6 protein-coding genes and 1 rRNA gene are annotated in these 12894 nt (G+C 61.8%); 4 read left to right on the top strand and 3 right to left on the bottom strand.

Annotated features, from left to right (window positions below; translation table 11 throughout):
• The first annotated feature begins 21 nt into the window (after window positions 1-21).
• Entirely contained in the window at window positions 22-951 is a 930-nt protein-coding gene (locus AC5WNI_RS14685) for a branched-chain amino acid ABC transporter permease (RefSeq protein ID WP_217485862.1), read from the top strand.
• A 482-nt stretch (window positions 952-1433) separates the two neighbouring features.
• Here AC5WNI_RS14685 and nirD read toward each other — a convergent pair whose 3' ends face one another.
• The 3 genes from nirD to AC5WNI_RS14670 are packed head-to-tail and all read right to left on the bottom strand — an operon-like array spanning window position 1434 to window position 5970.
• Window positions 1434-1856 carry a nitrite reductase small subunit NirD gene (gene nirD, locus AC5WNI_RS14680; protein WP_217485860.1) on the bottom strand — a complete coding sequence of 141 codons (423 nt, stop codon included), beginning with the start codon at window positions 1854-1856 and terminating at the stop codon, window positions 1434-1436.
• Between the two features lie 17 nt (window positions 1857-1873).
• Window positions 1874-4531 (bottom strand): nitrite reductase large subunit NirB, encoded by a 2658-nt coding sequence (gene nirB, locus AC5WNI_RS14675; RefSeq protein ID WP_175089584.1) that lies wholly within the window; start codon window positions 4529-4531, stop codon window positions 1874-1876.
• Entirely contained in the window at window positions 4528-5970 is a 1443-nt protein-coding gene (locus AC5WNI_RS14670) for an NAD(P)/FAD-dependent oxidoreductase (protein ID WP_285461112.1), read from the bottom strand. Before AC5WNI_RS14670 ends, nirB begins: the two co-directional genes overlap by 4 nt.
• 840 nt (window positions 5971-6810) lie before the next feature.
• On the opposite strand from AC5WNI_RS14670, the gene AC5WNI_RS14665 reads away from it, so the two are divergent.
• The 3 genes from AC5WNI_RS14665 to AC5WNI_RS14655 all read left to right on the top strand — a co-directional run bounded on the left by AC5WNI_RS14665 (window position 6811) and on the right by AC5WNI_RS14655 (window position 12785).
• The gene (locus AC5WNI_RS14665) at window positions 6811-9675 is read left to right on the top strand and encodes a nitrate reductase (RefSeq protein ID WP_175089582.1); all 2865 of its coding nucleotides are present in this window, start codon (window positions 6811-6813) and stop codon (window positions 9673-9675) included.
• On the top strand, window positions 9644-10645 hold the full coding sequence (cobA, locus tag AC5WNI_RS14660) for a uroporphyrinogen-III C-methyltransferase (RefSeq protein WP_254627082.1): 1002 nt from the start codon (window positions 9644-9646) through the stop codon (window positions 10643-10645). Before AC5WNI_RS14665 ends, cobA begins: the two co-directional genes overlap by 32 nt.
• A 599-nt stretch (window positions 10646-11244) precedes the next feature.
• A 16S ribosomal RNA gene (locus AC5WNI_RS14655) occupies window positions 11245-12785 on the top strand.
• Window positions 12786-12894: the final 109 nt, after the last annotated feature.

The following is a 12894-nucleotide window of genomic DNA, read 5'->3' as shown; positions in this document are numbered from 1 at the left end:
CGCAGAATCACCCCGCTGGGCATGCTGTATCTCGTGCTGTTCCTGCTCGGGTTACTGGCACCCTGGGTCGCCTATCCCGTCTTTCTGATGAAGATTCTGTGCTTTGCGCTGTTCGCCAGCGCCTTCAATCTGCTGCTCGGCTTCGTGGGGCTGCTGTCCTTCGGGCATGCTGCCTTCCTGGCCACGGGCGCCTATATCACCGGCTTCTTGCTCGCGGAATACCCGGGCCTGAGTCCGGCGTTGGGCATCGTGGCCGGTACGCTCGGCGCGGTAGTGCTGGGGACGCTGTTCGGGGCGCTGGCCATCCGGCGGCAGGGCATCTACTTCGCGATGATCACGCTGGCCCTGGCCCAGATGATGTTCTTCTTCTTCATCCAGGCGCCGTTCACACATGGTGAAGATGGCCTGCATGGCGTGCCGCGCGGTGAGCTGTTCGGCATGTTCGATCTGGCGAACAATCACACCCTGTATTACTTCGTGTTCGCGATCTTCGTGGCGGCCTTTGCCCTGATCCGGCGCGTGGTGCATTCCCCCTTCGGTCAGGTGCTGAAGGCCATTCGCGAGAACGAGCCGCGCGCCATCTCGCTGGGCTATCACACCGATGCCTACAAGCTGGTGGCCTTCGTGCTGTCGGCGGGGCTGGCAGGCCTGGCGGGGGCGACCAAGACGCTGGTGTTCCAGCTCGCCTCGCTGGGTGATGCCAGCTGGCACATGTCGGGGGAGGTGATCCTGATGACATTGCTGGGCGGCGTCGGCACGCTGCTCGGGCCACTGGTGGGCTCCGGGCTGGTCATCGGGCTGCAGCATCAGTTGGCGCAATCCGCGCTGGGGGATTGGGTCAGCGTGATTCTGGGCGCCATCTTCGTGGTCTGCGTGCTCAGCTTCCGCAGCGGCATCATCGGAGAATGTCAGCGCTGGATCGCACGTCGTCAGCAGCGGGAAGAAAAATGAGCGGCGAGGGGCAAGAAGGAAAAGCGAGAAGCACGAAGGGAGATCAGCAAGACAGAGTGAGTGGCCCATCGTGCTTTGAAGCAAAGAAATCAATGGCTTGTCGCTGTCTGCTGGCATAAAAAAAGTCCACCCCAGATAGGGTGGACTTAAATGCCATTGTATATCGAGGGGGATACGCCGGTCCCGGATCCTCGACTCAGCAATGAGCACGCCATGCGAGATAGCCGCCATTTGCCATCTCGCTGTATAGATTGCATGCCCGATGCCAGCTTTACAGTATCCTCAGTAAAAACAATGGCTTGAGATATTGATGCCTCTTTGTGAGCTGCCAGCTGTCGGTCAGATGACTCGAGGCGTGCGCGCTGCTGGGCGATTCATGGTGCGTTGCAGCATGGTTGTGCACCAAATATGTGCCGTTTTTCGAGCATATGCGTACGTCATCAATCACTTATGTGGCTTGCAGATGTGGTTTGCGGGTGTGGCTAGCAGGCATCGTCTGTCCGCTGGCACTGTATCTGTACCTCGCCGCCTGCCAGACGCACAGGCCACACCGTCAAGGCAAGAGTGTCTTCGTCCAGGCATTGGCCATCACTGAGTCGATAGCGCTGCTTGTAGAGTGGCGAGATCACCAGTGGCTCTCCGGCGTGATCGCCCAGCAGGCCGCGGGCAATCACGTTGGCGCCTGACACCGGATCATGATGGTCGATGGCGAACAGCGTGAGGTCATCGCTATCGGCTATGGCCGGCAGCGTGAACAGGGCGATCTGGCAGGCCTGGCCGTCCGCCTCAAGCCAGGCGGCGACGCCGGAGCCCGGTACCAGGTCCTCGCGCTGGCAGAGTGTCACCCAGCGACGGGATGATGTCGCCGTGGCGGAGTGGTGGGGCGATGCAGTATTCCGTGTCATGGCAAGTTCAGGCGATGTCATGAGCGTACCTCCGTGGCCAGATGGATCGTTGACTGAGGCTGATGTTCTGCCACTGATTCGCATGCGCCACCGTCGCTGATGATCAGATTGTCACTGGCCAGTTCATCGCGGCTGGCGGGGCGGATCTGGTCGCGTTCGACGATGTTGACCACGGCCGGGTCGGGGCGCTGGTCATTGACGTAATTGCGGAAGCGTTTGAGTTTCTCGGGGCTCTTGAGGGCATTGGCCCATTCGCACTCGTAGCGGTCCACCACCTGCTGCATCTGCTCTTCCAGGGTTTCGCCGAGCCCCAGACTGTCCTCGAGAATCACCTCTTTCAGATAGTCGAGGCCGCCTTCGAGGCCCTCGCGCCAGACGGAGGTGCGCTGCAGGCGGTCGGCGGTGCGGATGTAGAACATCAGGAAGCGGTCGATGGTGCGGATCAGGCTCTCGTCGTCCAGGTCGGTCGCGAACAGCTCGGCATGACGCGGGCGCATGCCGCCGTTGCCGCAGACGTAGAGGTTCCAGCCGTTCTCGGTGGCGATCACACCGACATCCTTGCTCTGGGCCTCGGCGCACTCACGGGTACAGCCGGAGACGGCGAACTTGAGCTTGTGCGGGGAACGCAGGCCCTTGTAGCGGTCTTCCAGCGTCAGCGCCATCGCCATGCTGTCCTGCACGCCATAGCGACACCAGGTGCTGCCGATACAGGATTTCACCGTGCGGGTGGACTTGCCGTAGGCGTGGCCGGTCTCGAAGCCGGCGGCGATCAGCTCGCTCCAGATTTCCGGCAATTCATGCAGCTGGGCTCCGAAGAGGTCGATGCGCTGGCCGCCGGTGATCTTGGTATAGAGGTTGTAGCGCTTGCCGATCTCGCCGATGGCGATCAGCTTGTCCGGCGTGATCTCGCCGCCGGGGATGCGCGGCACCACGGAATAGGTGCCGTTCTTCTGCATGTTGGCCATGAAGGTGTCATTGGTGTCCTGCAGCGGAATGTGCGAGGACTCGGTGATCGGCGCGTTCCAGCACGAGGCCAGAATCGAGCCCACCGCCGGCTTGCAGACCTCGCAGCCCAGAGCATCGGGATGGCGTCCGTGGCTGGCCATCAGCTCGGCGAAGGTCTCGATGCCTTCGACGCGCACCAGCGAGTAGAGCTCCTGACGCGTGTGGGCGAAGTGCTCGCACATTGAGCGGTCGACCTCGACGCCACGACTTTCCAGCTCGGCGTCCACCACCTTCTTGAGCAGCGCCGCACAGCCCCCGCAGCCGGTGCTGGCCCTGGTGCAGGCCTTGATGGCGCCCAGATCACTGTTGCCGTCATCGATGGCGCTGCAGACATCGCCCTTGGAGACGTTGTGGCAGGAACACAGAGTGGCGCTATCGGGCAGGGCATCCGCGCCCAGCGTGATGGCCTCGCCACTGGCATCCGGCAGGATGAGTGCCGCCGGGTCCTTGGGCGCCGCAATGCCATTGGTGACGTACTGCAGCAGGGTGTCGTAGCGCGAGTTGTCGCCGATCAGTACCGCGCCCAGCACCTGCTTGCGGTCCTGCGAGACGATCAGGCGGCGATAGACGCCATCGGCCTCGTCACAGTAGCGATAGCTGATCGCGCCCTCGCTCTTGCCGTGGGCGTCACCGATGGAGCCGACATCCACGCCCAGCAGCTTGAGCTTGGTGGACATGTCGGCACCCTGGAAGCGGAAGCGCTCCTGCGCATCGCTTGTGGCATCGCCAGCGCTGGCGGCCAGCAGGGACGCCACGCCGCGGGCCATCTGATAGCCCGGCGCGACCAGCCCGAAGATGCGTGATTGCCACAGGGCGCACTCGCCGATGGCGAAGATTTCCGGGTCCGAGGTGCGGCATTCGTCATCGATGATGATGCCGCCGCGCTCGCCGATCTCGAGGCTGGCGCTGCGTGCCAGCGCATCCTGAGGACGGATGCCGGCGGAGAACACGATCAGGTCGGTCTCCAGGTATTCGCCATCGGAGAAGTTCATCCGCCACTGATGGTGCTCGCCGGGCACGATGTCGGTGGTGGCGCGATTGAGGTGCACCCCCACGCCCAGCGCAGTGATGTGTTGCTTGAGTGCAAGGCCGCCATCCTCATCCAGCTGGACCGGCATCAGGCGTGGCGCGAATTCGACGACATGCGCTTCCAGGCCGAGTGACTTGAGGGCATTGGCGGCCTCAAGTCCCAGCAGGCCACCGCCGACCACCACGCCACGTGTCTTGCTGTCGGCAGCGGCGCGAATCTGATCAAGATCCTCCAGGGTGCGGTAGACCAGACGATTGCTGGCGGCAGCCTCGCTTCCCGGCTCACCGAGGCCCTGGATGGGCGGCACGAAGGGGGTCGAGCCGGTCGCCAGTACCAGGCTGTCATAGGGATAGCGCCCGCGCGGAGTGATGACATGGCCACCATCGCGATCGATCGCCGTGACGCATTCGTCCAGATGAAGCGTGATACCGGCGCTGGCGTAATCCTCGACGCTACCGAGCGCGAGAGATTCGGCATCACGCCCGGTGAAATACTCCGAGAGGTGCACGCGGTCGTAGGCGATATGGCGTTCTTCGCCGAAGACATGAATCTGGTAGTGCGCGGTGGCACCCAGTGCGATCAGCTGTTCGACGCAGTGATGGCCAACCATGCCATTGCCGATGATGATCAGGTGTTTCATGCGGCCTCCTCGAAGGTGTCAGGGGTGTTGTCGGTCTTGTTCGTGGTGTTGGTCTTGTTGGTCTTGTCGGTCTTGTCAGAAGTGTCTTGAGTGCCCGGCTTGCCACCGGGGTCATCAGGCGCCGTCGGCGGGCCGTCCTGGGTCAGACGTGCGAGGGCTTCTGCCGGCATCAGCAGGAGGTCTTCGCGAATCCTGGTCAGTGGTGTGCCGGCCTTGAGCGCTTCGAACAGGGCATTGCCGGCACTGACGTCGCCGTAGAGCACTACACCGACCAGACGCTCCTCGCGCAGCAGCAGTCGGCGGTAGTCGCCCAGGGCGTGGTCCTGATAGACCAGCACCTCGTCATTCGTCTGTGGGGCAAGCTCGCCGCAGCTATAGAGGTCGATGCCGCTGATCTTGAGGCGCGTCGCCAGTGGCGCATTGCGATAGGGTGGAGTCGGTTGCGCGAGAAGCTGGCGGGCGAGCACTTCGGTCTGCGCCCAGATGGGCTCGATCAGGCCGAAGGTCTCGCCATCCACCTCACAGCATTCGCCCAACGCATGAATGTGCGGATCGCTCGTGAGCAGGTGGCCATCGACCTGGATGGCGCGCTGACAGGTCAGCCCTGCAGCACGCGCAAGCTCGATTTCGGGACGAATGCCGGTGGCGGCGATGGTCAGTCCGGCGTGCAGTTCGCGGCCATCCTTGAGGCGCACGCCGGTGATGCGGCCCGCCGGGGTCTCGAGCCACTCTTCGAGATACGCGCCAGTAATGATGTCGAGGCCACGCTCGCGAAGTTCCTGCTCCAGCAGTCCGGCCGCGACCTCATCCAGCTGACGGTTCATCAGGCGCTCGCTGCGTTGCAGCAGCGTCACCTCAAGGCCACCCTTGCGCAGGCCCTCGGCGGCCTCGAGCCCGAGCAGCCCGCCACCGATGACCAGTGCGCCAGCGCCCCCCTGCCGTCCGGCAAGGCAGGCGGCCTGCATCTGCTCGACATCCTTCAGATCGCGAAAGCCCATCAGCCCCGGCGGCCAGTCATTGGCGTACGACGCCTCTGGCAGGTGAGCTGGTAGCGGCAGAGGCAGCGCCGGGCGTGAGCCGGTCGCGATCACCAGCCGCTGATAGGGAATGCGGCCACCGCTGGCGGTCTCGACACAGCGAGCGGCGCGATCGATCTGGCTGACGGGGTCGCCGCTGATCCGTGTGATGCCATGCTGCGAGAACCAGTCGGCCTGCTGGCTGATCAGGCCTTCGGTTTGTGTCTCGCCCGCCAATAGCGGCGAGAGCTGAATGCGGTTGTAGGGGAGGTGGGGCTCCTCGCCGATCACCGTGGTCGGCCAGGGCAGCTGCTGATCAGGGCTCAGCGAGACCAGCTGCTCCAAAAGCTTCTGCGCCGCCATGCCGTGGCCGATGATGACCAGTGCTGGCGTAGGCTCGCGGGTGGTAGATGACGGATGCATTCTGCCTCCTTGCGCTGACGTTCTGGACGCATAAAAAAAGCGCCTGCTTGGCGCCGTGATGATCACGACGTCAAGCAGGCGCCTTTGCCTGGAAGATGAGGGCTAAGCATTGGATAGCGAGTTGCAGCATCAGGCGGCGATGTCACTGTCACCCGCAACTGCGGCAGGTCTGGCGGACCGTCGGCTGCGGCATGCCACTCATCGGAGTGAGCGCTGCGAGACCTGCGATTCGGGGTCGTCATTGACCCAACCTGCCGACACTCAGGCGAATTCGGTGCCGCTCCAGAGAAAGTCGCTATTTTTCATTCACTTGCAGTTGCAGATGCTCGAGGCACTGTCCTGACATGGTAGAGCCGGTCACGGTTGGGGGAGACATCAAGGCAGGGATTGGTGCAGTTGCATGCGCTGATGCACATGGCTGGTGCCTCAGCGATGCCTGGCGCTGGCCGACTTGCGCTGTTCGCCTCCTGGTTCGGTAGCTTATGGCGACCAAGTGATTGTTATTTATGGTGATTGATCAGGGTTGGTCTGTTAAGTGCGTCTGTCAGGTCATTGGTGTGATACCTGATTGAGGGTTCGCGACTCCGCAAGCTTCACTGTTGCGAGCCCCGCGAACCGGCCAACGGCGGCTCTTCAATCATGCACGTCATGTCGACGTCTCGAAGACGAGATTGCGCACCCATCGGCATGACGAGGCCGTATCCACCGTCAGTTTCCATTGTCAGCCTGCAGGGCAGACCTGGACTGACCACGACAGGCAAAGGCGCCTGATGACCGCACATTACGTGGCGGGTCATCAGGCGCCTTTTTTCATGCTTACTGCACCAGGGAGTGATGTCGATGCAGGCCAGCAAGCCCCAGAGCACAAGTGAGTCTTCCCCCAGCAGCGCCTCGACGACCTGCCCGTATTGCGGTGTCGGGTGTGGCGTGTCACTTGAACTGGAAACCCGGGAGCAGGCAGGCGGTGAGCTCAAGCGCAGGGTCGTCGCCGTCAGCGGCGACAACGACCATCCGGCCAATTATGGGCGTCTGTGCGTCAAGGGGGCTGCGCTTGCCGAGACGCTGTCACTCAGCGGCCGTCTGACGCAGCCTCAGATACGCGATGCCGCTGGTGTGCTGCGAGAGGTGAGCTGGGATACGGCGCTGGATCTGATCGCTGCTCGCTTCGATGAGCTGCGCAGTACCCATGGTGGGGACAGCATCGCCGCCTATCTGTCAGGACAGCTGTTGACCGAGGACTATTACCTTGCCAACAAGCTGTTCAAGGGCTTCATCGGCACACCGCACCTGGATACCAATTCGCGGCTGTGCATGGCCTCGGCGGTCGTGGCGCACAAGCGTGCCTTCGGAGCAGACGCCGTGCCTTGCAGCTATGAGGATCTCGAGCGTGCCGAACTGGTGGTGCTGGTCGGCAGCAATCTGGCATGGAACCACCCGGTGCTGTTCCAGCGTCTCAAGCAGGCACGTATCGACAATCCGCTGCTGCGTATCGTGGTGATCGACCCGCGGCTGACCGACAGCTGCGAGATCGCGGACCTGTATCTGGGTATTCGCCCCGGCAGCGACGCGCGCCTCTTCAATGGCTTGCTGGCCTATATGGCTGAGCGCGGACGTACCGACCGCCTCTATCTGGAGGCCCACACCCAGGGGTTCGATGCGGCGCTCAAGCAGGCGAAGCGTGACGACTGCTCGCTTTCCGCGATTGCGCGGGATTGCGATATCGATGTGGAGCGTCTCGAGACCTTCTATTACTGGTTCGCCACCCAGCTGCACGTGGTCACGCTGTTCTCCCAGGGCGTGAATCAATCGACCAGTGGCACTGACAAGGGCAATGCGATCATCAATTGCCATCTGGCGGGTGGCAAGATCGGGCTGCCGGGCGCGGGGCCGTTCTCCATCACCGGGCAGCCCAATGCGATGGGCGGTCGCGAAGTCGGTGGTCTGGCGAACCAGTTGGCGGCACATATGGATTACGACACGCCGGGCGCGCGGGCGCTGGTCAGCGAGTTCTGGCAGGCGCCGAATCTACCCGAGGGGCCTGGTCACAAGGCCGTCGAGCTGTTCGCGGCGGTGGGGCGCGGCGAGATTAGGGCACTGTGGATCATGGCGACCAACCCGGCGGTGAGTCTGCCGGATAGTGCACGAGTGCGTGCGGCACTGGCGGCCTGCCCGCTGGTGATCGTCTCCGAGTGCATGGCCGACAGTGACACCCTGGCCTACGCCGACGTGGTGCTGCCGGCCAGCAGCTGGAGCGAGAAGGATGGCACCGTCACCAATTCCGAGCGTTGCATCTCGCGTCAGCGTGGCCTGCTGACTCCGCCGGGCGATGCGCGTCATGACTGGTGGCAGCTGGCGGAGGTCGGCAAGCGCATGGGCTATCAGGAGGCTTTCGACTACTCGGGGCCCCACGCGATCTTCCGTGAACACGCTCGCCTCTCGGGGTTTCGCAATGCTGCGCCGCATCTCAAGGCCGGTCGCAGGCCATCGGCGATACCCTCGGTCAAGCGGCTGTTCAACATCGCGCCGCTGGCGGAGCTGGATCGCGCGGGCTACGACGCGCTCAAGCCGATCCAGTGGCCGGTGCGCCGCGGGAGCAAGGGCGAGCTGACCGGCACGCCACGCCTGTTCGAGGATGCCACCTTCAACACCCCAAATGGGCGCGCACGCCTCGTACCCGTGGCACCGCAATTGCCGCAACAGACGCTGAGCGATGCGGCGCCGCTGCGTCTCAATACCGGACGTATACGTGATCAGTGGCACACCATGACGCGCACCGCGCGCAGTGCTCGCCTGATGAATCACCGGGCCGAGCCTTTCGTGGAGCTTCATCCGCAGGATGCGGCGGCTCGTGATTTGCAGGATGGCGGTCTCGCGCAACTCAAGGGGCGTGATGAGCAGGGCGGGCTACGTGGGGATTATCGGGCTCGCGTGCGCATCAGCAGTGGTCAGCGACGCGGGGAGGTGTTCATTCCGATGCACTGGAGTGACCACTTCGCGAGTCATGCCCGGGCCGGTGCGCTGCTGGCGGGTTTTGTCGATCCCTTCTCCGGTCAGCCGGAATCCAAGCATGGCGCGGTCGAGGTCGCGCCATTGCCGTGCGAGTGGCAGGCCACTCTGTTGATCGCCCCCGCCATCCTGGCCGGGCGTGAGGACCTGGCGGATGCCGTGGCCCAGCTCGATGGGCGCTACTGGGCACGTATTCCGCAATCGGCATTGGTGCGCTACCAGCTGGCGGGTCAGGGGCAGCCGGATTGGCAGCATTGGTGCGAAGGCCATCTGGGTGTCCCGGCGGGGCTCTGGGCACAGGACGCCGCTCAGGGAGGCATCAGCGCAGCGGGCTTTCGTGATGGGCGCCTTGTCTGGTGGCTGAAGGTGATGCCGGGTGACGCACACCTCGATCGCCAACCCAATATCGCCTGGCTGGGCGAATGCTTCGCATCAGAGCAGCTCTCCGCGCATGAGCGGCGCAGCCTGCTGGCCGGCCGTCTCTCCGGGCAGGCGGACGTCGGGGCGATGATCTGCGCCTGCCATCAGGTCGGCGAGCTGACCATTCGTCAGGCCATCCAGTCCGGTGACGGTTCCGTGGAAGCACTGGGCGCGCGACTGGCCTGCGGCACTCGCTGCGGTTCCTGCCTGCCTGAACTCAAACGTCTTGTGGAAGAGGAGCGATCCGATGAGCGGACTGATTCGTTGGAAATGGCGTGACCTGATGTCGGTATCCAGCAGTGCAGAGTCTTTCGGGATTCTCATGGCACGGCTGACCGACGGCCTGATGTCGCGGCGCGAGTGGCGTGGAGGGAATCAGCATGCGCCGACGCGCAGCGATGCCAACGGGATTTCTCCCGCCTGGGAGGCGTTTCTTCCGGGGCAGGTCGCGCTGGTGGGCGCGGGGCCGGGGGACCCGGACCTGATGACGCTCAAGGCATGGCGAATGCTGAATGCTGCGGATGCGGTGGTCTATGACCGTCTGGTCGGCGGTGAGATTCTCGCTCAGCTGCCGGTTCACTGTGAGCGCTACTACGTCGGCAAGGCCTGCGGCAATCATAGTGTGCCGCAGGATGAGATCGGCGCGCTGATGGTGCGTCTGGCGGGGGAGGGCATGCGGGTCGTGCGCCTCAAGGGTGGTGATCCCGGTGTCTTCGGACGCATGGGGGAAGAGCTCGCGGCTCTCGATGATGCCGCCATCACGCGTCATATCGTGCCAGGCATTACCGCGGCTTCCGGTGCGGCTGCTGCCCTGGGGATGCCATTGACGGACAGGGCGCATGCGCAGCGTCTGCGTTTCGTGACCGCTCAGCTCTGCAGCAAGAGCGAGCAGCCTGAATGGCAGCAGCTGGCGCGTCGCGATGAAACGCTTCTCTTCTACATGGGGCTCAATCGTCTCGAGGTGATCTGCGATGAGTTGCAGCGTCATGGACTGCCGGCGGACTGGCCGATGATGCTGGTCGCCAATGCCAGCCTTCCCGAGCAGCAGACCCTGCATGGCTCGCTCGGCAATATGGTGAGTCGTCTGGCCGAGCATCCATTGCCGACACCGTGTCTGATCATCGTGGGCAGTGTCTGCCAGATGGCGGCGGGGAGAGAGAGTGCAATGGCCGATGCTATCGCACATGCAGCGACTCACATGTCTTGCAGGGTCCCTGTAGAAGAGAAGCATATTGAGAGGGTTGCATAGTGGAGGGCGCTTGATGGGACAGTGCTGACAGCGTTTGTCGAGGAAGTGGCTATATAGTGGACTCTCGTGTGATGTCTTTCGAGATGCCGTCCTGATGGTGCTAGAGAAACGCATGGACTCGCTTTGCACTCTTTTGGGCATTACTGCCAAAAAGCCCTTGCCCTCACGACAGTTCGTGCGTAAAGTACGCATCCGCTGCCGGGGACGCATGGCGTTACCAGCGGTGAAAGAGGTTTGCAGGTGATTGTTTTGCTGGATGTTTTTGAAGCCCGCTTCGAAAATCATCGATTGACAATCCCGGGCGATTCGCTAGAATACGCCGCATTCCTTACGGGACAGGTGATCGGGCAACGCTCCTCACCGCTTGATGATGCTTAGAGGCAGTCGACTGACTCATTATCAAGTGCTTGACTTCTCAAGCGTTCCGGGTAAAATATGCCTCCTCGCTTCACAGCGACGCTCTTTAAAAATTTGATCAGGTAATTCGTGTGAGCGCTTGCCGATGAGTGGTGACAAGGTCACCAAATATCGGAGCAAGCCTCTCACGAGAAGTTTGACTCTGAACCAAGTTTGGTCTGCTTAACAGACTATCAAGCTTTCAACTGAAGAGTTTGATCATGGCTCAGATTGAACGCTGGCGGCAGGCTTAACACATGCAAGTCGAGCGGAAACGATCCTAGCTTGCTAGGAGGCGTCGAGCGGCGGACGGGTGAGTAATGCATGGGAATCTGCCCGATAGTGGGGGACAACCTGGGGAAACTCAGGCTAATACCGCATACGTCCTACGGGAGAAAGCAGGGGATCTTCGGACCTTGCGCTATCGGATGAGCCCATGTCGGATTAGCTTGTTGGTGAGGTAACGGCTCACCAAGGCGACGATCCGTAGCTGGTCTGAGAGGATGATCAGCCACACTGGGACTGAGACACGGCCCAGACTCCTACGGGAGGCAGCAGTGGGGAATATTGGACAATGGGCGAAAGCCTGATCCAGCCATGCCGCGTGTGTGAAGAAGGCCTTCGGGTTGTAAAGCACTTTCAGCGAGGAAGAACGCCTCGGGATTAATACTCCCGAGGAAAGACATCACTCGCAGAAGAAGCACCGGCTAACTCCGTGCCAGCAGCCGCGGTAATACGGAGGGTGCAAGCGTTAATCGGAATTACTGGGCGTAAAGCGCGCGTAGGTGGCTAAGTCAGCCAGGTGTGAAAGCCCCGGGCTCAACCTGGGAACGGCATCTGGAACTGCTTGGCTAGAGTGCAGGAGAGGAAGGTAGAATTCCCGGTGTAGCGGTGAAATGCGTAGAGATCGGGAGGAATACCAGTGGCGAAGGCGGCCTTCTGGACTGACACTGACACTGAGGTGCGAAAGCGTGGGTAGCAAACAGGATTAGATACCCTGGTAGTCCACGCCGTAAACGATGTCAACTAGCCGTTGGGTCCCTTGAGGACTTAGTGGCGCAGCTAACGCAATAAGTTGACCGCCTGGGGAGTACGGCCGCAAGGTTAAAACTCAAATGAATTGACGGGGGCCCGCACAAGCGGTGGAGCATGTGGTTTAATTCGATGCAACGCGAAGAACCTTACCTACCCTTGACATCCAGAGGACTTTCCAGAGATGGATTGGTGCCTTCGGGAACTCTGAGACAGGTGCTGCATGGCTGTCGTCAGCTCGTGTTGTGAAATGTTGGGTTAAGTCCCGTAACGAGCGCAACCCCTATCCTTATTTGCCAGCGAGTAATGTCGGGAACTCTAAGGAGACTGCCGGTGACAAACCGGAGGAAGGTGGGGACGACGTCAAGTCATCATGGCCCTTACGGGTAGGGCTACACACGTGCTACAATGGCAAGTACAAAGGGTTGCAATACGGCGACGTGGAGCCAATCCCATAAAGCTTGCCTCAGTCCGGATTGGAGTCTGCAACTCGACTCCATGAAGTCGGAATCGCTAGTAATCGTGGATCAGAATGCCACGGTGAATACGTTCCCGGGCCTTGTACACACCGCCCGTCACACCATGGGAGTGGACTGCACCAGAAGTGGTTAGCCTAACCTTCGGGAGGGCGATCACCACGGTGTGGTTCATGACTGGGGTGAAGTCGTAACAAGGTAGCCCTAGGGGAACCTGGGGCTGGATCACCTCCTTATCGACACTGTCTATCGCTCGCGGCAAGTGCTCACAACGAATTACCTGATCTTATTGCTGGCTTAGCCGGCAGTGGCAAGCGTGCTCAATAGAGCGCGCTTCTCACTGTT

Source organism: Cobetia sp. PDI-12MA, assembly GCF_059507695.1.
This window is presented reverse-complemented; position numbering and strand designations above follow the sequence as displayed.